This is a genomic window from Bradyrhizobium sp. 195 (genome assembly GCF_023101665.1).
Lineage (GTDB): Bacteria > Pseudomonadota > Alphaproteobacteria > Rhizobiales > Xanthobacteraceae > Bradyrhizobium.
In genome coordinates this window covers 346,414-365,811 of the sequence record NZ_CP082162.1, presented here as the reverse complement: position 1 = coordinate 365,811, position 19,398 = coordinate 346,414, and the positions used below count along the sequence as shown (strand labels likewise).

Sequence of the window (19,398 nt, the reverse complement as noted above, 5' to 3'; positions counted from 1 at the left end):
TACGCCTCCTCCATCTCAGTTTCGCTCTTTGATCTGGCCGCTGCTGTCGACGACGAGCGTCACCGGCTTTCCGTCCTTGACTGCCTTGGCCGTGATGCCTTCGGCAGTCGATTTGACCTCGGACACCTGTGAGTAGCCGGCCGCCTGGATCTTGGCGACGAGCTCGTCTTGGGTCAGGGCGCCGGCAGGCGAGAGTCCCGCCGCAAGCGCCACGAAGAGCGCTGTCCGATAAATCGTCGATGTTCGCATGTCTGATCTCCTGGGTGTCCCTGCCCCAGAAGTAGTCCCGCATCCGGCCTCACCTGATCTTGTTGGCCGGCCCGTCGTGCGATCTCTTGATCGCGTCGCGGCAACATCGGTCGTATAGCAGGAGACCGGCGTTCAACTGCTCGAGGGCGTCGTCGAACAGGCGCGAAAGGGCCGCGAACAGGCCCAGCGTCGGCGCGGCCGCCGAGCATACCGATCGAAACAGTTTGTCGGGTGAAAGGTAGGTGTACGATGCTGACATGCTGCGCCCTTGGTGATCAGGACGCGATTCTTGGGCATGACGCCTCGCGGGGAGATCGCATATCCCCGTCACGCGAATAAAAACTCAGATAGCGAGGCTGTCAACCCGCCATCGCTCGGGCGCGTGAAACCGAACGTCACAAGAATTTCACCGCCGACCGGAACGGAAGCGACCTCACCGCTGGGTCAACGCGCCGGTCAGGAAAATCGCCGCTTGAAGGATCCACGCGATCTCACGTAGAGTGCCTGGGCGGGATCAAGCAGACTCCCGGCGAGACTTCGGTCCAAGCTCTGCGCAGCACGCAACACGTGGAGCTTGCGCATGGACACCGAAAAACACTCCTCTCTTCGACGTACCGTAGCCATCCTCTCGCGAGGAGACGCCGCCGCGCGTCGAGATGCCACCCCGAAAAGCGGCCGCTTCGTCGACATCTTCGAAGCGCTCGCCGCCGTCGGCATCGACGGGCGCCCCGTGATTTACGACGAGAGTTTTGCGGACGCCGCCCGCGAACAACTGCTCTCAGCGGATGGAGTGCTCGTCTGGGTCAACCCCATCCAGGACGGCCGGAACCGCGCCGGTCTCGACGCCCTGCTGCGCGACGTCGCCGCGCAAGGCGTTTGGGTGAGCGCTCACCCGGACGTCATCCTCAAGATGGGCGCCAAGGAGGTCCTCTATCGCACCCGCTCCATGGGCTGGGGAAGCGACACGGCGCTGTACCAGACCGCCGCGGCGATGCGCGCCGAGCTGCCGGCCCGGCTCGCCACCGGTCCGCGCGTGATCAAGCGCAACAGGGGCAACGGTGGCCAGGGCATCTGGAAAGTCGAGAAGCTGCCGACCCCATCCATGATCAGGGTGCTGGACGCGACCAAAGACACGCCGGAGGAACTGACGCTGGACGATTTTCTCCGCCGCTGTGCGGAGTATTTCGAGAACGGCAGCGTGGTCGACCAAGCGTTCCAGCCCCGCCTGGGCGAGGGCGTCGTGCGTTGCTACATGGCCGGGGAGCGCTGCGCCGGCTTCGGTTACCACAAGGTCAAAGCCCTGGTGGAGTCGCCGGGCGCGCGAGCCGGGGCCGGCCCGCGGCTCTACACGTCAAACGCCGACCCTCGCTTCCAGCGGCTGCGGCGGCTGATGGAAGACGAGTGGACGCCGCAGCTGACTTCGCTGCTGAACATTGCGCGAGGTGACCTGCCAGTCATCTGGGATGCGGACTTCATGCTCGGCCCTGTCCAGGCCGACGGGAGCGACAGCTACGTGCTCGGCGAGATCAACGTGAGCTCGGTGCATCCGTATCCGGCCGAGGCGCCGGCGGAGATCGCCCGACGGGTTGCCGATCGCTTGCAGCTCAAGCTTTGACGCATGCTGACGGTCAGCGGGCTCAAGCGCTTGCACATCTCAGTGTCATTCGATCTGCGGGACGGCGAATGCGTCGCCCTGCAGGGGCCATCCGGCGTCGGGAAGACCTTGCTGCTTCGCTCGATCGCGGACCTCGATCCCAACGAAGGGGCGGTTAAGCTTGACGGAACGCCGAGGGAGGCGGTGCCCGCGCCCACTTGGCGAAAGCGAGTGACCTATCTCGCCGCCGAGCCCGGCTGGTGGTCCGACATCGTGCAGGAGCACTTCACGGCCTGGGATGATGCACTACCGCTGGTCATGCGTCTCGGCCTTCCGGACGACTGCGGACCTTGGCCGGTTCAAAGACTTTCGACGGGCGAGAGACAACGACTGGGGCTTGCGCGGGGGCTCATGCTGCGGTCGCGCGTCCTGCTACTGGACGAGCCGACCTCGGCGCTCGACTCGGCATCCACCGCCTCCGTCGAAGCTTTGATTGCCGAACGTGTCGCGAATGGAACGAGCGTCATCTGGAGCACACACGACGACGCTCAAGCCCGCCGCGTCGGGGCAAGGATATTCGCGATGGGTCCCGATGGGGTCATCAAGGAAAGCCGGCCGTGACCTACATCCAGCTTTCATATGGCGATCTGGTCCTACCTGCGCTCCTCGTCGTCATGGACGGCGTTCTGTCGCTTGTCCTCCGCCTCAAGCTCGAGAAACAACTGGCTGTCGCGACCGTGCGCATGGTGGTTCAACTCGTCCTGGTCGGATACCTGCTGACGTTCCTTTTTGCTGCGGTATCCCCGATTTGGACCGCACTCGCCGCCTTCATCATGGTTCTCTTCGCCTCGCGGGAAATCGTCGCGCGACAGAAGCGGCGCCTGACGGGTGTTTGGAAGTACGGCCTGGGAGCGACATGCACGCTGCTCGCCGCCGGCGCTGTCACGATGTTCGCGCTCCTCACGGAGCTTCGCCCCGATCCTTGGTATCACCCGCGCTACGCGCTGCCTTTGTTGGGCATGTTGCTAGGCAACACCATGACGGGAATAAGCCTGGGCCTGGACGTGCTGACGAACAGCCTGGTGCGCGAACGTGCTGCCGTGGAAGCTTGTCTTGCGCTCGGCGGCACCCGACACCAAGCCTTGCTGCCAATCATACGGGATGCGTTGAGAAGCGGCTTCATGCCGATCATGAACAGCATGGCGGCGATCGGCCTTGTTTCCTTGCCCGGAATGATGACTGGCCAAATACTCGCGGGCGTCGAACCGGTGGATGCCGTAAAATATCAACTGCTGATCATGTTCCTGATCGCTGGCGGAACCGGGCTGGGAACGCTGGCCGCCGTCTTGGGTGGCGCACACCTGCTGACCGATCATCGACACCGGCTACGCCTTGATCGAATTGCAGCAGAACGGTCAGAATAACTGGGCTGCCAATCATTCGGCCGCCCGTTGCATGCCGTTTCCTTCATTAGCTCGTTTGACCACGGTCTGTCTGGCGAACCTCAAATAGGGCGCCGGCAACACCACAAGCGTCAACACCGTCGCGGTCAGCAGCCCTCCGATCACGACAGTGGCAAGCGGCTTCTGCACCTCGGCGCCTGTCCCTGTGGCCAGCGCCATCGGCACGAAGCCGAGCGACGCGACCAGCGCGGTCATCACGACGGGACGGAGACGTTCAAGGCCTCGTAGCGGATCACTAGAGCAATGGGCGCGGCGAGAGATTCAGACAGGATCCGAATATTGAGAGCCCAGTTTCGAGCGGCACCGGCCTGGTCGAGCATTTGCGGCGAAACACAGCGCGCCGACCAGACCCTTGTCCATCGGCTCGAGCCCGATGATGTGCTCGCGGTTGGTCAGCACGACGCGGCCGATCGCGACCTTTTTCATCTCGCGGATGGTCTCGCGGATCACCGCGAAGGCGTCGTGGCCGACCTTGCCGTCCGGCCGTGAATCAGAGCGTCAACCCGATCCTGCACACCCGCCGTGCTGAGTTCGCTGCGGCTGACGCGCTCACAGCGATCCCCGGCATCCAGGACCGGCTGCGCCTCCGCGTAGCGGTCTGCTTCCCCACGCCCGCCATCGCGGCGAAGGTCGTAACCGGCGCCCATGTCGCCAGCGGTAAGTGGGTCAATCGCCGCTATCCCGAGCCGATCTTGATCACGGGTTGAGGGATCCATCATGTCGAAGAAGACGAAAATGCCGGCGCGCAAGCGCCGGCATCGGACCTCGCTGCCCAGATCACCGACGCTGCTGATCCGACTCGGATATTTTCGAGCTCGGCTACCTCCGGGTGGCCCTTCACCCCTCAGGATGTCTCGCCGCTCGCGTGTTGGCGGACTCTCCCCGCCAATCGTTTCCGCGATGCTGAGCATATGCTGGTGATCGACACGCTCGACGCCATCTGCGTGATGGACCGCCACGGCGAATTTGCTGTGGCGCTGGGCGGTGACGCCGCCGCGGCAGTCGGCGTGGCACTTTCGCTGCAACCTATTCATGACGTGGCGCTGACCGTTGACATCGCCATGACAGCGCTGCCTCGCAGCCCCGGTCGTGGTGACAAAGTGAGCGCCGTACACCGCCTGCAGGCTGCACTGCTCGCCCCATTCGATCATTGCCGCAAAAAGCAGGAAGGTCGCCCGGGGCGCTCAGAATTTGCGCTCCACCATCTTGAGGCGCAGCGCCGCGATGGCTTCTCCGGGATTGAGGCCCTTCGGACACGCCTTCGCGCAATTGAGGATGGTATGGCAGCGATAGATCCTGAAGGGGTCCTCCAACATGTCGAGCCGCTCACCCGTGGCTTCGTCCCGGCTATCATTGATCCAGCGTGCCGCCTGAATCAGGGCGGCAGGGCCGAGGAAGCGCTCGGAATTCCACCAATAGCTCGGACAGGATGTTGAGCAGCAGGCACAGAGAATGCACTCGTACAACCCATCGAGCTTTGCCCGGTCCTCGTGGCTTTGCCGCCATTCCTTCTGGGGCTCAGGCGAACGGGTCTGCAGCCATGGCTCGATCAAGGCAAGCTGCGCATAGAAGTTCGTAAGGTCAGGGACCAGATCCTTCACCACCGGCTGGTGCGGCAAGGGCAGTACGCGGAGCGGCTCGCCTTCCGCAACGTCCTCGCTCATGGACTTGGTGCAGGCCAGCGTGTTCTGGCCGGCGATGTTCATCGAGCAGGAGCCGCAGACGCCCTCCCGGCAGGAGCGCCTGAACGTCAAGGTCGAGTCGACGTTGTTCTTGATCCAGATCAGACCATCCAGCACCATCGGCCCGCAATCACTGGTGGCGACGAAGTATGTGTCGAGGCGCGGATTGCGGCCATCGTCCGGATTCCAGCGATAGATGCGAAACTCGCGCAAGCTCGTGGTGTCCGGTTTCGGCCAAATCTTGCCCTGCTCGATGCGGGAATGTTTCGGAAGCCTGAACTCCACCATGCTCTCCTTCTCCCTCAGATCGGCGCAAAGCAGCGCAACTGCAAGAGTTCATCCAGCGATAGACCGAACAGGACGAGGCGAAACGCCGGTGCTGTTGCCAGCACCAGCAGCAATAATAAGATGGCGTAGACCAAAGCCGGCGGCGTGCGTTTAACGAGCCTGTAGACTGCCTTGCGCATGCGCTCTCTCCGCTCCCGCACGCGCCATCGCGGCGCCGATGACGGTCATTGCCGCTCCCCACAGCAGGAAGCCGATATCCCAGAAAATGCGCTGGCCTTCGGGCACCGTCTCATTGACCTGATGGAGCCGGAGGACCTGGTGGTCGACTACGCCCTCGACCAGGTTGAAGATGCCCCATCCCAGCAGGATCGCACCGAGACAATGCCAGCGAGACCATTGCAACTCGTTTCGGCGCGCCCGCCGCCAGAGCAAATAGAGAGCAGCAAGCACCGAGACATAGGTGGCGCTGTGGAAAAGGCCGTCCCAGGTCGTGTGAGCCTGATGTTGTCGATGGAATTGAGCGGATACCAGCCGCTTAACATATGATGCCATTGCAGCAGCTGATGAAAAACGATGCCGTCGAAGAATCCGCCGAGGCCGAGTCCGAGAAGGACGCCCGCGGAGGTCGGGAAGCTATTTGATTGACGTGCTTGCATGTGGTGAACTCGTGCGCGGCTCGGCACATTGATGTCAGACAAGCCGATTCCCACACGGGCGTTCCTATGATCGCCGGAGGTATGCTTGCAATGGCAAGGCCACTTCCTCGGGAATAAACATGCGTTAAACGATCAAGGCATTCGTTGATGCGAACGCGCCGCTCCCCGACATTCGTTCACCGATAGGAACGTTCGACAACGCCGCGCGACGATCCGCGGCAGAGACCGATATGCCAACTCACCGGCAGACCGGCGAACCCTAGCGGGGGGCAATCCGGAGAAAGGCCAGATCGATCCGAAGCGGCCACCACTTGACCTTGAGAAATGGCAGAGATCGAACATGCACTAGCCGCGGTTTCCGGGAGCGCTGCCCTGAGCCGAACGTTTGAGGCAGAAACGCTGGCGAAGCTGGCTGGTCCAGACTCGAACAGAAGGACGACTGGCTCGTGCTCCGAGCCGGGGTAACTGCCGCTTGGGCCGCGACCGAGATTCTTTAACACCAAATATGCTCCAGCAAGGCTGCTCGACAAATTGACCTGTTCGCACCACTCTGCACCTGCGGACGATCCGGTCCGTTGAGTACACCTCTGGCGCATCGACCCGCTTGTGCCGATGACCTGTCAGAAGTGACCGGCGCTAAGCACCAGCATGACGGGTAGCGAAGAGCCCAGGAATGCAAAGTACATGGCGACGTCCCTCTGGTTGTCGCTTAACTTGGAATATGCTTTCCGCATCATTCGAATCTCCGTTGTACTGCCAACATCTTGACGCGTGCGGCCGTTCAATGCCCAAAGTGAAAAGGCTGTGGGTCTAGGGAGCGGGAGCCTTTCCTGGCACGAGGGGTACATCCGCCCTGACGTGCCGGGACCTTTGTCCTCACTTCCGGAAGAGCCAGTGAATTCCCGACGTGACGAAGCTAATGAGTGCTAACGCTGCTCGCGTAGATGCCGATCGATGTCGATCGCTTGATCTGCGTTGTAGGCGCGCTTCAGCAACGAGTTGCGTTCGTCTCCCGGAGGCTGGTGGTCTGCCTGTTCTCGCAGATTTGTCGCGAACTGCGCCAGCCGCGCTTCGAGAGAGTCTGTTTGCTTGAATCGTCTCCTGCGCTTGGTCACGGTGATCTCCCTTTGACGTTCGGGAGTTATATCTCCGAACAAATGCAAGCTGCAGGCACATAAGTTAATTGTGCGCGTGAAGTATTTCTGGCGGGCCGCATCAAATGATACGGCAGCCGAGTGGCTGGGTACTAGAGTCGATGCCCGGTAAATATTCCACGATGCATGGAGATCAGAAAAGCCTCCGTCCCGTCCATCGAGGCGGATCGTTTCAGTTGCACGTGACGGTTCTGATCCACGAGGTGTTGGTATCTCCGGGAAGCCGTACGATTCCTTTCCCTCCGGTCACAGCGTGCATCTTGGAGCAGTTGTCGGAGCCCTGGCTTGAGCGTACCCCAGGAAAGAGCGTACATCTGCGCTCGGCGGAGTGCTCGCTACGCCCAGAATAGCCGTCCTGGCGCATTGGCCACGGACGTCCGTGCCGGATGGGCGCTGGGTGCAGCGATCGAGAAGTGAATCCGGCCGCGATGATCGCGGCCACGCGCCGGGCCTCCGGGACGCGAGCGTACCTGGCAGCCCACGGTTAGAACGTTCGGCTCTGGCGCGCGATGATGACAAGCAGTCTGTTTACTACGCAGCGCCGACAGGAGAATGCGATGCAACGACCTTCAGAACCCAAGCTACAATCTCACATCGTCCGTTCCGGGAGGGGCACATGCTGCGCAGGGAGCTTATTGCAGCGATCGGCCTGACAGCCTTATTGCCGATGGCGGCGGCAGCACAGTCAGGAAGCTCGACAAAACTCAACCCCGAAGAAGAGCATGGGTCTAGTTAAGGCGTTCAGGGATCTCGGGGGTGGAAGGTAAAAACCTCACGTTCTTCCATGAGTGTCCGGCCGAGCAAGCCGAGAGGTATCCGATACTTGCGCGTGAGTTGGTCGATGCCAATGTCGACCTGCTCATTGCCGTCACTCAGGACGGAGCTATTGCGCTCAGAAAGGCAACATCATCGATCCCGATCGTATTCGTGCTCGGTCGGAAATGGTGCCGTACGGGTTGCTGATGTCGTATGGACAGGAGTTCCCAGAACATTTCCGCAAGGCCACGACTTATTCTGCAAAAATCCTGGCGGGTGCACGTCCGGCGGACTTCCCCGTTGAACAGCCCACTCGTCTCGAGTTTGTTGTTAACCTGAAAGCCGCGAAATCCCTAGGCATTTCGTTGCCGCCATCGCTGATGATCAGCGCAGATGAAACGATTGACGATATTTCTTTGGTGCACCGGATCCTTCTATCCCTTGAAAGGGGTGGACGGCCGCCGTGCTTATGACTGACGTCGAGATCCTCAAGGAGCAATTCCAATGCCTTACTTCACGTCAGACCAGAGCCGAGGCGAGCAGCTCGGCCAAGATGCTCGCCGACATCTTCTGTGCTCTCCTACTCGCAACCTTTTCCATCGTGTTCTTCGGTTGGCTCGGCGGCCTAGCCGCCGTCCTTGTCCTCGAAGCTTGCCTGCTCGCCGTTGATTGGCTGGTCCCCAGCAAGGATGATGCTGCTGGCATTGTTCGCTGACAGAAGCTTGGCGGTTCGCCGACGAATGGATTAGGCTTGCAGAAGAGGCGTATCTTCGCCGAGGCCGAGTCGATCTCTATTCATTCCTGCTTGCGTGCCTTTTCGATTGTTGCGAAGGACGCTCCGATGGCCAAAAAGCGCGACTGGTTTCTCATTGCGATCTTCATTTGGATCGCCTGCTCGGTAGGGTACATCCTTTATCTCGTGGTGGACTTGATCAGATGAGCGCCTCCGTCCTTAAAGTGGGGGAATTGCCCCCTCAAGGGTACTCAAAATTTGGAACTCGATTGAGCGCGTGTCGTGTCCACTGTCAGGGCAAACCGGACACCGATCCAACTTGGCGTCCACCGCTGCTTTTGACCCTACGCGGACCTAAATAAACCACGAGGCAACAAGGCCGACGCTCGCCGAGAAGATGGCGATCACTGTTATCCAGGAAAGGATATTGAGGGGTAAGGTATTGACTTTGTCACCCATGATTTGGCGGTTGTTGGTCATCAACAGGATGAAAAGCAACAAAGGTGGCGTCGAGAATCCCTGCACGATGCCTGAGTACACTAACGCCCGCATGGGGTTGAAGCCAAGAAAGTTTAGGCCGACGGCGATTATCGTGAAGGCGACGATAACAGCATAGAACTTCGGGGCGTCCTTTGGTTTGGCATGAAGGCTGCTTATCCAACCAAGCACTTGGCAAAGATCATAGGCCGCACCAGTCGTCATGATCGGTACAGCTAGAAATCCAACGGCGATAATTCCCAAGGCGAACAGCAATCCTGCCGCGTCACCTGCTATCGGTCGCAATGCTTCCGCAGCCTGCGCTGCAGTTTCGATATTGGTCTGATCAGCCTTGTGCAGCGTGGCCGCAGTCGAGAGCATGATGAAGTACATGATGATGTTAGAGAAGAGCATGCCTGTTAGAATGTCGTTGCGAGATTGCCGAAGCTCTTGTGTGCTTGCACCCTGACGTTCCGACAATTTGGTGCGGCCTTGCTCGATCTCCTCTTCCACCTCGACATTTGATTGCCATGTGTAGAGATAGGCTGAGAGGCTGGTGCCGATGATCGCAACTAGTATCGAGAGGAAGTCGCGCGAGAATTGGACTGTAGGCACGAAAGTGCCACGCAGCACTTCCCACGGGTCTGGCTTCGCCAACAAGGCCGATCCTATATAGGCGAAGAGGACCAGGGCAAGCCACCGAAAGACATTGCGAATTAGTTCGTAAGAGCCCAAAATTTGCAGCGCAACGATCGCGGCAGCCACACCGATCACGATGACCGGAACAGGAAGTGGAATGAAAAGCCCGATGGCAGCTGCCATGCCTCCCAAGTCGGCTGCGGCCTCGATCGTGTTACCCAGCAGGACGGCGATTAAGGTCGGCCAGAGAATATAATTTGGATAGTTTTCTTTAATGACATGGAACAAGCCTTTGCCGCTAACCTGGCCAAGCTTGGAGGACAGGTAGACGACAGCGAACATCATCGGGAAGGTGACCGGCGCCGTCCAGAGCAGGGAGGTACCAAATTGCGCTCCTGCGCTTGCATAGGTCCCAATTGCGGAGCAGTCGTCGTCTGCTGCGCCCGCCACCACACCCAGGCCGAGGGCACGTCCAATACCTCGCCGACCGGAACCAGGCGAGGACGACTGAATTTCTCGGCTCTCGCCGTGCTCGTTTAACATGGATTAAGCGCACCGAATTTGAACAGAAGGATAATCCCGCGACCAAGATCGCAGACAGAGGAAGGTTCCTGCATTGCAAGACCTGAGGGTGCTGCAGATAGCGTGCGCGGTTACTGGAGCTGCAGCGGCGCTCATCGGAGCATGCTGCGGGTGTTACCTCATGACTGCATTAGGATCAGCAACCACTGTGATCGCGTTGCTTCTTGCTTTGCGGAGCCAGACAAGCTTTAGCTGCAATCTTCTATCAAGCTTTGTTTAGCGTTGTGTCTGCTGATGTGAAGGGCTGCTGATGGCCCGTAGCGATCTTTAAGCCGGTCCCGGCTGAGGGCCGCGTGGCGACCTGTTGCGGACGTGCTGCGGCTGTTACAGCAAGCAAAATGGTAATGCTGTCCGATTCATGCGACTGTGCGCGAGGCGCCCGATCGGAAGACGCCAACTATCACCAGCGATCTACTGAGACCTGCCCATGACAAGCCTTCGCTCGTCGTTCTGCCGTTTGTCAATCTCAGTCCCGATCCTAAGCAGGACTACTTCGTTGACGGCGTCACGGAGAGTCTGACAGCCGACCGTTCGCGGGTGGCCGGCATCTTCGTGATTGGCCGCATACGGCCTTCACTTTCAAGGGAAAGCATGTCGATCTGAAGCAGATCGGACGCGATCTCGGCGTTCGCTACGTCCTCGAGCGAGCCGTGCAGCTAGGTAGAAGCCGGATGCGCATCAACTGCCAGCTTGTTGATACTGAGACTGGCAACCGCGTCTGGGCCGAACGTTTCGACAAACCAATCGCGGACTTATTCGATATGCAGGACGAGATCGGTGCCAGTCTTGCCAATGAGTTGGGAACTGAACTCGTCAGCGCAGAGGCGGCGCGCCGCGTGGGCACCGGACGTGGATTCAATTCCTCCAAGAATCACGGGAGAATCATAACAGCGGCGCCGCGTTTTCACACAGCCAGGGTCCATAGCTGACTTGCCGCGCGTCCGCCGACTTGTCCGCCTGTAACGTTGAGCGGCCCAAACAGCCGAAATTGCGTGTCCCTACTTCGCGATCTCAAGACTAGCCACAACGTCCTCGCCTGTACGGGCAAGCCGACGCATTCGCGTCTCCGCCATCGCCGACGAAAGATCCCGGATCAACTCCTTAAGCTCTGGTGCCAGGTGCACCGTATTCACCACTTTGATAACGTAAGGAGGCTTGAGGGCGTTCATGCCGCCTCCGAAAATTGAATCCAAAAAGGCAGCGATGTGTTCACATGCCATTCCGGCCTCCCAACGGTGCCTTGAGGCAGATCGAAAATCATAGGCAGTTTAAGTGGCCTATTTTGATTTTCAGAGTGGCTTATTTCGGCCAGTCCCCCAGGCGCTGGCCTGTTTCCGACCTCAGTGGCCTAGTTTGTTTCGAGCGCCTGAATCCAATTTGCTACTTTAGTAGGCCGCCGGAACACTTGGACCGAAGGTCCATTAATCGGCATGAAGGACCAAATTCAGGGATTGGCGCTATGGGCATCGAGCGTATGCACCCGCCAAAGTATTGGCGAATGCGAGCGGAGGAGTTTCGCACCAAGGCCGATAATTGCGAGCATCGCGAGGCGAAGGAAAGCTTGCGCAAGGTCGCCAAGACCTATGACGATCTTGCCCGTCGCGCCGAGCAAATCCGCACCGTGCAGGACGCCGCGGAGTGAGGCCGCCTCAACTGGCGGCCTCTCCTCAGCCACTCTTGCACGCGATGAGGCAGGCGGGGCGCAACACGCCCCTTTCGTATCCGTCACGCGGACCACCTGACAGGCTACGGTACGCAGGCGTGCACACTAGCTCACGGGAAGTCCGCCGAGGTTCTAGCTTCGACGGTGGCAGGCGAACCCCTGTAACTTCACAGGTGGCTCGACGCCTCGTCGCCCTCGGAGCCTCAACCGCCTCTAAAGCCGGTTGAGCGCACCGCTGCCCTTCGGGCGAGGCCCACCCGCCTCGAAAGCAGGGGCATAGGAACTGTCACGATCCGACGCGGGTTTGATCTGCATGCGTTTTAGACGTATCCGGCTATCTAATTGTTAGCCCGGAGCGGCCCCAGCCCTGGGTCCTTCCCCTTGGCCTGGGGCCGTTTCTTTGTTGCAAGCCCAGAGTGAAGCCGCTCGTCCCGCTCGCCGTAGCTTTCTCAAACTGTAAGCCCCGCCTCGGTGCTCGTCGCCACGGCTGCGCTTCGGAACGTTCACGATGGCGCGCGCTTGGGAAGCAATGACCAACTCCATCATCCTCATTCCTGGCATGCTCAAGCCGCTACGGCTGGCGCGAGTCTACGGCTTTCTCGTCGAGCGCAGAGACGGCATCACCCGAGTGGCAGCCAACCGGCATGTTCGCTGTGTTTGGCCACAAGATGGTTGAGGGTGGCTGCCTGGTGAAGAACGGGCAGCGCTACGACCCCACGGAACAGGGGCTGAAGGCCGCAGAATGATTTAATAGTTCGCACGGGCCGCCGGGCGTTTGGAGCATGCAGGGGTTGGATGGGTCTACGATCGAGAACGCAGGGGCCAGCATTGATCGGGACCGCCTGGGCAGCCAGTTTGACCAAGGAGCAAGCTGAACAAGTGCTACGGTCGCTTACTTCTTCGCCTGCGGGACCGTCCCAGACCTCTACAATAGGGTGCGCATCTAGAAATTTCTCGGCTCGATCATCCGCGTCTTTGTCGGTCTGGTAATCGATCTCGTAAACTGCGCGAGCAATGCCGGACAAATCGACCGCGTTACGCAACATGCCGCATGGCATTTTCCAGGTGCGGAAAGCTGCCGCGGCCATCGTTCCTATGGCACAGGCAAACTTGGCAGCGTTACCCCGTTGGCCATTGCCGGCGAGGCAAGAGCTAATGCACTTGCCGCACCAAAGATCACTTTACGCATAGACGTTACTCCCTTTTTGATTCCTTGTTTGTCGCCCCGGAAGCAACGCGCGAACCCGTTGTTTAGGTTCATGAACGCCTATGCAGCGCGTACGCACGCGGGCATATGCGCAACCGAGCGCCGCTTATTATCCGGCCCGGATATTCGATTGAGATCTACAGCCTGATAGAAGCGGAGCTTCTCGCTGACGAGCCCTAGGAGAACACCAAGAAGCGGGCCTACAGCACCAGACTTACCAACCAGACCGTGAGCGAGCAGAGAGCGCAATTCCAAGGTAAGGCAATGCGACTTTCATCGGTCCCTCACTGATGAATTTCCGACGCTCAAAGCCGGAGCGAGATATTCGCGCGATACGACGAACGCAATGTCCGCTTTGCCCTTACAGCGACCGAGTTCGTGCGGCAGCGCAACATGTCGCTAATGGGCCATGTGTGGACGGCTCCTGGTTGGCAAGGAGAATCTTCACTTTGCGGCGTTGGTCGAAGCGGCCATGTGTTCGGCCTGTTTGCGCGGTTCACATGACCGCTGGCCATATTGCCCTCCGCGGATCAGGTCCCGATCAAAAGCACGCATTCGAAGATGCCATGTGTGGACGGCTCCTGGTTGGCAAGGAGAATCTTCACTTTGCGGCGTTGGTCGAAGCGGCCATGTGTTCGGCCTGTTTGCGCGGTTCACATGACCGCTGGCCATATTGCCCTCCGCGGATCAGGTCCCGATCAAAAGCACGCATTCGAAGATGCCATGGCCCATGTGGGTTGTCCTGATCGCCGGATCGACCGCGCTGCATTAAGTGCTGTTCGCCCTTCCAACCGTTACGTCACACCGGTGTGTCCGGCTGTGGTCTCGTTTACGCCGTGGGAGCGGCGGGTTCCTTGTAGCGTTCGTTCCTGGCCATCATCGCCCATGCCATCCTGGCGAGTTTGTTGGCGAGTGCGATGGCGGCGACCTTGGTGGGTCGCCGCGCCAGCAACGCGGTGAGCCAGGGCCGATGCCCCGTGCCATGGATCTTGGCATAGCGGATCACGGCGAGTGCGCCTGCCGTGAACAGGCTGCGCAAATAGCGATCGCCCTGCTTGCTGATACTGCCAAGCTTGTCCTTGCCTCCGCTCGAGTTCTGCTTCGGCACGAGCCCAACCCAGGCCGAGAAATCCCGACCTGATCGGAAGACCTTGGCATCGGCAACGCTCGCGACAAGCGCTGTTGCCAGCGCCGGCCCGACGCCAGGGATCGCGTCCAGCCGTTTGCTCGTCGCGCTCGATCATTTCCGCAAACTGCGCGCGCGCAGGCGCGACTAAGGGCCGACGCGCGGCTACCCCACTTGCGGCGACTGCGCAATCGCGGGAGCCAAATCCTCGATATCTGATCATTCCGCGCCGAACAGATGACCACCGCCCGCAAGCACTGTCCCGCCTCCTGCCCTCCGAAACTCAGATCGTGCCATGCGCCACGGGCCTGCTCACGTTACCTGTGCTGAGATTTCGTTTGATCTCCGATGCACACGTTGTGCACACGCCGCCTTCCATCCAATTGAAGAATTTGAACTCTCGCTCCAATCCATCATGGGGGCCGGAAAGCGATAAGACAACATGGAGACCATATAGACGTTCAAGCCCTGCCGGGAATAGCAGATTTTGAGACTGCGTCGTGGCGGCGACATTGCCAATCTCCTGGCGCTTTACCGACCTCGTGTCGATAGCAACCTGGTGCGGCGCGCAGTATCTCCCCTGTCCTGCCGACCGTACCATCCAGGAACTGCCTCGATGCAGCCTGCTGCAATGGCACGGCAAATCCATCACCATCATGAATTGGCCGGGACTTGTGCGGCCCCAAGATTTGATCCGACTTATCTGGGAACTCAGCCCAACCGCGAGGCTGCCCAACCGCCCCATTTCAGGCCGCAGACTACGCTCGCTTGAGCCTTCAAACGACGCCTTGAAGCTCCGAGACGCGCCCAACCAAGGCGTTGCGCACGTCGGAAATGACATGATCCCAGTCGCCCGACACTCTCTGATGAAACAGCGTCAGGCTAGGATACCATGAGGAGCGAGATCCGGCTAATGGCCAGCGCCAGTCGCAATCAGCATGCAACAAGACCCATGCATCATACCCAAGGGCTCCGGCAAGATGCGCAACCATCGTGTCGACGCAAACCACGAGATCGAGCTGCTGCAGGACGTGACCGAGAGCCACAACGTCAGGCGTGCTGATGTCGATCGCGCCGATCTCGGCCAGTTCGGCCGCGCCGGCCCCGAGCTGGAGCGAGCAAAGCGTTACGCCTGGAACGACCAGGCGCCGCAACAGCGCGGATGGTATCGTCCGACGCTTGTCCCAATTTCCGACTTCCCAAACCAGCCCGACGGCACGACCTCCGCCTTGCGGGAGCGTCGGCGCGACCGCTGACGGCAGCGCCAGATAAGGTATCCGCATCTCGATCTGGTCCCGCCTCGCCTTCACGGCGTGTGGCACCTCCATAATCTCGATATCCACCTCGAACTGATGATCAGGCGCACCGTCATGGAGAGCAAAGGCACGATCGACGCCATCCGTTCGCTCGACCAACGGCAGAAGCTCGCTCTGGCACCAGATCGTGACGCTGCGCGCAATATCCCGGAGCGGCCGCATGAAGCGAAGGAACTGGATGGTATCGCCCAGCCCATGGTAACAACGGACCAGCACGTTCTTGCCGTTCAGGTCTTCCCCCCGCCAGATCCGCTGGAGGTGGCGCGGCCCCATGTGCTTGGGCGGGTGCGCGATCTCAATTAGATCACGATCATTGATTTCCCAAGCGCGAGCGAAATCGCCCGCACGCATCGCGTCGATCCAACCGCTCGACATGGCGCGGGTCCGGGCTACCGCCGCACGAACTTGTGGAAGCGGCTCAGTTCGCCGTTCTTGGTCCGGTCCTGATGAAGGAACGCAATTCCGGCCTCGTCGAACTTCTCGAAGAACTCGTCCCAGCCGACGCGGTCGAGCCCGCCATCCGGCGGATCGAAATCGATGCGCAGGATTCCTGCGTGACCATCCTCTTCTGTTGCCTTGACCGTCGCCGGCTTGCCGCCCCGCTCCTCGGTCCATTTCCGGATGACGTCATGATCGGTTGTCTGTCGACCGCCGCTATTCTGTGCTCTGGACGCCATCTTGCACCTCCCTTGCTGGTCTTGCTGGCCCGGCCGCGCGATGAGCTTGCCATCGCTCGGACCATAGGCCGACAAACGCGCCCCCGATGGATTTGTTCTTCGGACGCGAAGCGAACCCGTGCGTCCAGCATCATCTTCTTCATCTTCATCATGAAAGCTCTTCCGTTCCGTGCAAACGGCTCAGGATTCTATCCCATGTTAAGCTCGGCGTATTCTGTGGGCCCTGAGTCGCTCGCGGCGCGACGCTCGCATCTCCCCATCAGGAACGAACATACCTTCCGCACGTTCGCCGACGTACTTACACCGACGCCGCCTGTTTCCGGGAGGGTTTCATTCCATGCATTCTCGTCTTCAAGACAGGCGCCGCGTGCGCGTCGGGCTCGTCGGCATCGGTAACTGCGCGAGCTCCTTCGTCCAGGGCCTCACCTATTATCGGAACGCCAAGTCGAACGAGCCGGTCCCGGGACTGATGAACGCCGATCTCGGCGGTTACCATATCAGCGACATCCAGATCGCGTCCGCCTTCGACGTCAACGCCGGCAAGGTCGGACGCGACGTCGCCGATGCGATCTTCGCGACTCCCAATAACACACACCGCTTCTCCGACGTCGCGCCGACTGGCGTGATCGTGCAGCGCGGGCCGGTCATGGACGGCATTGGTCAATATTTGATCAACGACGTACCAATCGCAAATGTGCCCGAGGCCGATGTCTCGGAGACGCTGGCAATGTCACGCACGGACGTTTTGGTGTCCTATCTGCCGGTAGGTTCACAACGAGCCAGCGAGTGGTATGCGGCGCGTGCCCTCGAAGCCGGCTGCGGTTTTGTCAACTGCATCCCAGTCTTCATCGCCTCCGATCCGGTGTGGCGCCAACGCTTCGAGGAGGCCGGCCTGCCGATCATCGGCGACGACATCAAGAGTCAGGTCGGCGCAACAATCCTGCACCGCGTGCTCGCCAGCCTCTTCCGAGACCGCGGCGTGCGGCTGGACCGGACCTATCAGCTCAACGTCGGCGGCAACACCGATTTCAAGAACATGCTGGAGCGAGAGCGGTTGGCCTCGAAGAAGATATCCAAGACGCAGGCCGTCACCAGCCAGTTCGATGTCCCAATCGACCCCGACAACATCCATGTCGGGCCGAGCGACCATGTGCCTTGGCTCACCGATCGCAAGCTGGCTTTCATCCGCCTGGAAGGTACGACTTTCGGCGGCGTTCCCCTGAGCGCAGAGGTCAAGCTCGAGGTCTGGGACTCCCCGAACTCCGCAGGCGTCGTGATCGATGCCGTGCGCTGCGCCAAGCTCGCCATGGACCGTGGTCAGGCCGGCGCACTGACGGGTCCGTCAAGCTATTTCATGAAGTCGCCGCCGCAGCAGTTCACCGACGAGGAAGCCGGCCGGCGGACGCGCGCCTTCATTGACGACAAGGCTCATGCGTGATGGCGCGGACCATTCATCTCGTCCGTCATGGTCATCATGCTCTGCTCGGCCGGATGCTGTGCGGCCGGATGAAGGGTGTGGAGCTCGACGAGCTCGGCACTAGCGAGATCGCACGCTGTGCCGAGACTATCACCCCGTCGCCGACGTTGATTCAGTCGAGCCCGCAGCGGCGCTGCATGCAGTCGGCTTGCATCCTCTCCGCCTATCTCCGACTGCCGGTCGAAATCGTACCTGCTCTGGACGAACTCGATTATGGCGAATGGACGGGCCGGTCCTTCGAGGATCTCGGCAGCGACCCGCGATGGTCGCGCTGGAATAGACGACGTAGCACCAGCCGTCCGCCCGGAGGCGAGAGTATGCGAGCGCTTCAAAGGCGGGTCGTCGGTCATCTGGAGCAATTGCGCAGCGATCGGGATAGCGAGATTGTCATCGCGGTCAGTCACGCCGAGCCGATCCGCGCGGCCCTCCTCCATTACTCGCGCAGGCAGCTCGACGACTTTCTCTCCATCGAGATCGACCCTGCCAGCATCAGTACTCTAAGCGTGGATCATCGTGGAGTGCGGGTCAGAGGGATCAACCAGCGGGTGCCGGCGTGAAGATTGTCATTTTCGGACTGACAATCTCCTCCTCCTGGGGTAACGGGCACGCCACGCTTTGGCGTGGCCTGTGCAAGCATCTCGCGCGGTCCGGCCACAGTATCGTCTTCTTCGAGCGGGACGTCCCATATTATGCTGGCGCCCGCGACCTGCATGAACTGCCGGGCGGTGAGCTCCGGCTGTTCTCGAACTGGGAAGATGTCCGTCCGAACGCCAGCGATGCCGTTCGCGATGCCGACGTCGCAATCGTGACGTCCTATTGTCCGGACGCCCTGGCGGCCACCGATCTGACCATCTCCGCAGGGCGCGCGGTGCCCGTGTTCTACGATCTCGATACGCCGGTGACGCTGGCAAGACTAATGGCGGGCGAAGCGGTCGATTATATTGGGCCGCGCGGCCTGCAGGATTTCGCCCTCGTCCTCAGCTTCACCGGCGGACCTCGCATCGCCAGCGAATTCCGCGGCAGACTTGGAGCGCGTGACGTCCGCCCCCTGTACGGCCATGTGGACAGCGATGTTCATCGGCCGGTCCCGCCCCAACCGCATTATCGCGCGGATCTGTCCTACCTCGGCACGTACTCCGAGGATCGTCAACACACGCTCGCAAAGCTTTTCGTCGTGCCCGCGCAGGCGCGCCAGGATCTTCGTTTTCTCATCGCGGGTGCGCAATATCCGGATAGTTTCCCTTGGTCGCCGAATGTCTATTTCGTGCGACACTTGCCTCCATCGGAGCACGCCCCGTTCTTTGCATCGTCCCGCCTGACGCTCAACGTCACCCGGCGCGCGATGGTGGAGATGGGCTGGTGTCCCTCGGGCCGCCTGTTCGAGGCGGCCGCCTGCGGCGCGCCGCTCCTCAGCGATCATTGGCCGGGGATCGAGGATTTCTTTCAGCCAGGTGAAGAGATCCTCATTGCACGTGACGAGCACGATACGATCGCGGCCCTGACCGTCGGCGATGCAGAATTACGGCACATGGCTGACCGCGCTCGCGAACGCGTCCTGGAACTACACACATCGAGCAAGCGTGCTGACGATCTGATATCTCTGCTCGAGCAGGCTGCAGCAAGCGGCGCGCGTCGGCAGCAACCCGAGGAGGCCTGATC

22 protein-coding genes and 3 pseudogenes are annotated in these 19,398 nt (G+C 60.4%); 12 read left to right on the top strand and 13 right to left on the bottom strand.

Annotated features, from left to right (window positions below; all coding sequences use genetic code 11):
- Window positions 1-15: 15 nt before the first annotated feature.
- The gene (locus tag IVB26_RS40565; RefSeq protein ID WP_247973480.1) at window positions 16-249 is read right to left on the bottom strand and encodes a hypothetical protein; all 234 of its coding nucleotides are present in this window, start codon (window positions 247-249) and stop codon (window positions 16-18) included.
- A 49-nt stretch (window positions 250-298) separates the two neighbouring features.
- Window positions 299-508 carry a hypothetical protein gene (locus tag IVB26_RS43630; RefSeq protein ID WP_458309387.1) on the bottom strand — a complete coding sequence of 70 codons (210 nt, stop codon included), beginning with the start codon at window positions 506-508 and terminating at the stop codon, window positions 299-301.
- A 321-nt stretch (window positions 509-829) separates the two neighbouring features.
- Here IVB26_RS43630 and IVB26_RS40555 point away from each other — a divergent pair, with 321 nt between their 5' ends.
- From IVB26_RS40555 to IVB26_RS40545, 3 genes are read left to right on the top strand one after another with little or no spacing between them, the layout of a single operon-like run.
- Window positions 830-1,864: a Cj0069 family protein gene (locus IVB26_RS40555; RefSeq protein WP_247973479.1), complete on the top strand. Its 1,035-nt coding sequence runs from the start codon at window positions 830-832 to the stop codon at window positions 1,862-1,864.
- Between the two features lie 3 nt (window positions 1,865-1,867).
- Complete coding sequence (locus tag IVB26_RS40550; RefSeq protein ID WP_247973478.1) at window positions 1,868-2,464, top strand: ABC transporter ATP-binding protein; 597 nt, start codon at window positions 1,868-1,870, stop codon at window positions 2,462-2,464.
- Window positions 2,461-3,267 carry an ABC transporter permease gene (locus tag IVB26_RS40545; RefSeq protein WP_247973477.1) on the top strand — a complete coding sequence of 269 codons (807 nt, stop codon included), beginning with the start codon at window positions 2,461-2,463 and terminating at the stop codon, window positions 3,265-3,267. Before IVB26_RS40550 ends, IVB26_RS40545 begins: the two co-directional genes overlap by 4 nt.
- Window positions 3,268-3,279: 12 nt before the next feature.
- Here the strand turns inward: IVB26_RS40545 and IVB26_RS40540 are convergent.
- A pseudogene (locus IVB26_RS40540) lies at window positions 3,280-3,525 on the bottom strand (efflux RND transporter permease subunit); the annotation flags it as partial.
- A gap of 114 nt (window positions 3,526-3,639) precedes the next feature.
- A pseudogene (locus IVB26_RS40535) lies at window positions 3,640-3,792 on the bottom strand (Ku protein); the annotation flags it as partial.
- Between IVB26_RS40535 and IVB26_RS40530 the strand changes: the two are divergent.
- Window positions 3,792-4,013 (top strand): hypothetical protein, encoded by a 222-nt coding sequence (locus IVB26_RS40530; protein WP_247973476.1) that lies wholly within the window; start codon window positions 3,792-3,794, stop codon window positions 4,011-4,013. The pseudogene IVB26_RS40535 and the gene IVB26_RS40530 sit on opposite strands and share 1 nt — an antisense overlap.
- A gap of 477 nt (window positions 4,014-4,490) precedes the next feature.
- On the opposite strand, the gene IVB26_RS40525 is transcribed toward IVB26_RS40530, so the two are convergent.
- The 4 genes and pseudogenes from IVB26_RS40525 to IVB26_RS40505 all read right to left on the bottom strand — a co-directional run bounded on the left by IVB26_RS40525 (window position 4,491) and on the right by IVB26_RS40505 (window position 7,047).
- On the bottom strand, window positions 4,491-5,276 hold the full coding sequence (locus IVB26_RS40525; protein WP_247973475.1) for a succinate dehydrogenase iron-sulfur subunit: 786 nt from the start codon (window positions 5,274-5,276) through the stop codon (window positions 4,491-4,493).
- A gap of 14 nt (window positions 5,277-5,290) precedes the next feature.
- A complete protein-coding gene (locus IVB26_RS40520; RefSeq protein ID WP_247973474.1) occupies window positions 5,291-5,455 on the bottom strand; it encodes a hypothetical protein in 165 nt (54 codons plus the stop codon).
- Window positions 5,427-5,836: pseudogene (locus IVB26_RS40515) on the bottom strand (DUF2243 domain-containing protein). The gene IVB26_RS40520 and the pseudogene IVB26_RS40515 overlap by 29 nt, the downstream one beginning before the upstream one ends.
- Window positions 5,837-6,858: 1,022 nt before the next feature.
- Window positions 6,859-7,047, bottom strand: a complete 189-nt coding sequence (locus tag IVB26_RS40505) for a hypothetical protein (RefSeq protein WP_247973472.1) — start codon at window positions 7,045-7,047, stop codon at window positions 6,859-6,861.
- Window positions 7,048-7,842: 795 nt separating this feature from the next.
- On the opposite strand from IVB26_RS40505, the gene IVB26_RS40500 reads away from it, so the two are divergent.
- From IVB26_RS40500 to IVB26_RS40490, 3 genes are read left to right on the top strand one after another with little or no spacing between them, the layout of a single operon-like run.
- Window positions 7,843-8,049, top strand: coding sequence for a type 1 periplasmic-binding domain-containing protein (locus IVB26_RS40500; RefSeq protein ID WP_247973471.1), 207 nt, complete (start codon window positions 7,843-7,845; stop codon window positions 8,047-8,049).
- The gene (locus tag IVB26_RS40495) at window positions 8,049-8,315 is read left to right on the top strand and encodes an ABC transporter substrate binding protein (RefSeq protein ID WP_247973470.1); all 267 of its coding nucleotides are present in this window, start codon (window positions 8,049-8,051) and stop codon (window positions 8,313-8,315) included. Before IVB26_RS40500 ends, IVB26_RS40495 begins: the two co-directional genes overlap by 1 nt.
- Window positions 8,312-8,557: a hypothetical protein gene (locus tag IVB26_RS40490; protein ID WP_247973469.1), complete on the top strand. Its 246-nt coding sequence runs from the start codon at window positions 8,312-8,314 to the stop codon at window positions 8,555-8,557. The genes IVB26_RS40495 and IVB26_RS40490 overlap by 4 nt, the downstream gene beginning before the upstream one ends.
- A gap of 372 nt (window positions 8,558-8,929) precedes the next feature.
- On the opposite strand, the gene IVB26_RS40485 is transcribed toward IVB26_RS40490, so the two are convergent.
- On the bottom strand, window positions 8,930-10,234 hold the full coding sequence (locus IVB26_RS40485) for an Nramp family divalent metal transporter (RefSeq protein ID WP_247973468.1): 1,305 nt from the start codon (window positions 10,232-10,234) through the stop codon (window positions 8,930-8,932).
- A gap of 710 nt (window positions 10,235-10,944) precedes the next feature.
- On the opposite strand from IVB26_RS40485, the gene IVB26_RS43625 reads away from it, so the two are divergent.
- Entirely contained in the window at window positions 10,945-11,202 is a 258-nt protein-coding gene (locus IVB26_RS43625; protein ID WP_458309386.1) for a hypothetical protein, read from the top strand.
- A gap of 69 nt (window positions 11,203-11,271) precedes the next feature.
- On the opposite strand, the gene IVB26_RS40475 is transcribed toward IVB26_RS43625, so the two are convergent.
- Window positions 11,272-11,493, bottom strand: a complete 222-nt coding sequence (locus IVB26_RS40475) for a hypothetical protein (protein WP_247973467.1) — start codon at window positions 11,491-11,493, stop codon at window positions 11,272-11,274.
- Window positions 11,494-11,732: 239 nt separating this feature from the next.
- Between IVB26_RS40475 and IVB26_RS40470 the strand changes: the two genes are divergently transcribed.
- The gene (locus IVB26_RS40470) at window positions 11,733-11,915 is read left to right on the top strand and encodes a hypothetical protein (protein ID WP_247973466.1); all 183 of its coding nucleotides are present in this window, start codon (window positions 11,733-11,735) and stop codon (window positions 11,913-11,915) included.
- Between the two features lie 2,057 nt (window positions 11,916-13,972).
- On the opposite strand, the gene IVB26_RS40465 is transcribed toward IVB26_RS40470, so the two are convergent.
- The 3 genes from IVB26_RS40465 to IVB26_RS40455 form a co-directional block, all read right to left on the bottom strand.
- Window positions 13,973-14,332 carry a transposase gene (locus IVB26_RS40465; protein ID WP_247973918.1) on the bottom strand — a complete coding sequence of 120 codons (360 nt, stop codon included), beginning with the start codon at window positions 14,330-14,332 and terminating at the stop codon, window positions 13,973-13,975.
- A gap of 713 nt (window positions 14,333-15,045) precedes the next feature.
- Complete coding sequence (locus IVB26_RS40460; protein ID WP_247973465.1) at window positions 15,046-15,936, bottom strand: glycosyltransferase family 9 protein; 891 nt, start codon at window positions 15,934-15,936, stop codon at window positions 15,046-15,048.
- A 38-nt stretch (window positions 15,937-15,974) separates the two neighbouring features.
- Window positions 15,975-16,262 carry a hypothetical protein gene (locus tag IVB26_RS40455; RefSeq protein ID WP_247973464.1) on the bottom strand — a complete coding sequence of 96 codons (288 nt, stop codon included), beginning with the start codon at window positions 16,260-16,262 and terminating at the stop codon, window positions 15,975-15,977.
- Between the two features lie 337 nt (window positions 16,263-16,599).
- On the opposite strand from IVB26_RS40455, the gene IVB26_RS40450 reads away from it, so the two are divergent.
- Genes IVB26_RS40450 through IVB26_RS40440 form a run of 3 tightly spaced genes read left to right on the top strand, consistent with a single transcriptional unit; the run spans window position 16,600 to window position 19,396 of the window.
- Complete coding sequence (locus IVB26_RS40450) at window positions 16,600-17,700, top strand: inositol-3-phosphate synthase (protein ID WP_247973463.1); 1,101 nt, start codon at window positions 16,600-16,602, stop codon at window positions 17,698-17,700.
- Window positions 17,700-18,296: a histidine phosphatase family protein gene (locus tag IVB26_RS40445; RefSeq protein ID WP_247973462.1), complete on the top strand. Its 597-nt coding sequence runs from the start codon at window positions 17,700-17,702 to the stop codon at window positions 18,294-18,296. The genes IVB26_RS40450 and IVB26_RS40445 overlap by 1 nt, the downstream gene beginning before the upstream one ends.
- Entirely contained in the window at window positions 18,293-19,396 is a 1,104-nt protein-coding gene (locus IVB26_RS40440) for a CgeB family protein (protein WP_247973461.1), read from the top strand. Before IVB26_RS40445 ends, IVB26_RS40440 begins: the two co-directional genes overlap by 4 nt.
- Window positions 19,397-19,398 lie beyond the last annotated feature (2 nt).

Coding starts and splice junctions, on each gene's coding strand:
- IVB26_RS40525 (WP_247973475.1), bottom strand. CDS start 5,276: ATGGTGGAGTTCAGGCTTCCGAAACATTCCCGCATCGAGCAGGGCAAG.
- IVB26_RS43630 (WP_458309387.1), bottom strand. CDS start 508: ATGTCAGCATCGTACACCTACCTTTCACCCGACAAACTGTTTCGATCG.
- IVB26_RS40495 (WP_247973470.1), top strand. CDS start 8,049: ATGTCGTATGGACAGGAGTTCCCAGAACATTTCCGCAAGGCCACGACT.
- IVB26_RS40485 (WP_247973468.1), bottom strand. CDS start 10,234: ATGTTAAACGAGCACGGCGAGAGCCGAGAAATTCAGTCGTCCTCGCCT.
- IVB26_RS40565 (WP_247973480.1), bottom strand. CDS start 249: ATGCGAACATCGACGATTTATCGGACAGCGCTCTTCGTGGCGCTTGCG.
- IVB26_RS40460 (WP_247973465.1), bottom strand. CDS start 15,936: ATGCGTGCGGGCGATTTCGCTCGCGCTTGGGAAATCAATGATCGTGAT.
- IVB26_RS43625 (WP_458309386.1), top strand. CDS start 10,945: ATGCGCATCAACTGCCAGCTTGTTGATACTGAGACTGGCAACCGCGTC.
- IVB26_RS40555 (WP_247973479.1), top strand. CDS start 830: ATGGACACCGAAAAACACTCCTCTCTTCGACGTACCGTAGCCATCCTC.
- IVB26_RS40470 (WP_247973466.1), top strand. CDS start 11,733: ATGGGCATCGAGCGTATGCACCCGCCAAAGTATTGGCGAATGCGAGCG.
- IVB26_RS40550 (WP_247973478.1), top strand. CDS start 1,868: ATGCTGACGGTCAGCGGGCTCAAGCGCTTGCACATCTCAGTGTCATTC.
- IVB26_RS40475 (WP_247973467.1), bottom strand. CDS start 11,493: ATGGCATGTGAACACATCGCTGCCTTTTTGGATTCAATTTTCGGAGGC.
- IVB26_RS40490 (WP_247973469.1), top strand. CDS start 8,312: ATGACTGACGTCGAGATCCTCAAGGAGCAATTCCAATGCCTTACTTCA.
- IVB26_RS40520 (WP_247973474.1), bottom strand. CDS start 5,455: ATGCGCAAGGCAGTCTACAGGCTCGTTAAACGCACGCCGCCGGCTTTG.
- IVB26_RS40455 (WP_247973464.1), bottom strand. CDS start 16,262: ATGGCGTCCAGAGCACAGAATAGCGGCGGTCGACAGACAACCGATCAT.
- IVB26_RS40450 (WP_247973463.1), top strand. CDS start 16,600: ATGCATTCTCGTCTTCAAGACAGGCGCCGCGTGCGCGTCGGGCTCGTC.
- IVB26_RS40445 (WP_247973462.1), top strand. CDS start 17,700: ATGGCGCGGACCATTCATCTCGTCCGTCATGGTCATCATGCTCTGCTC.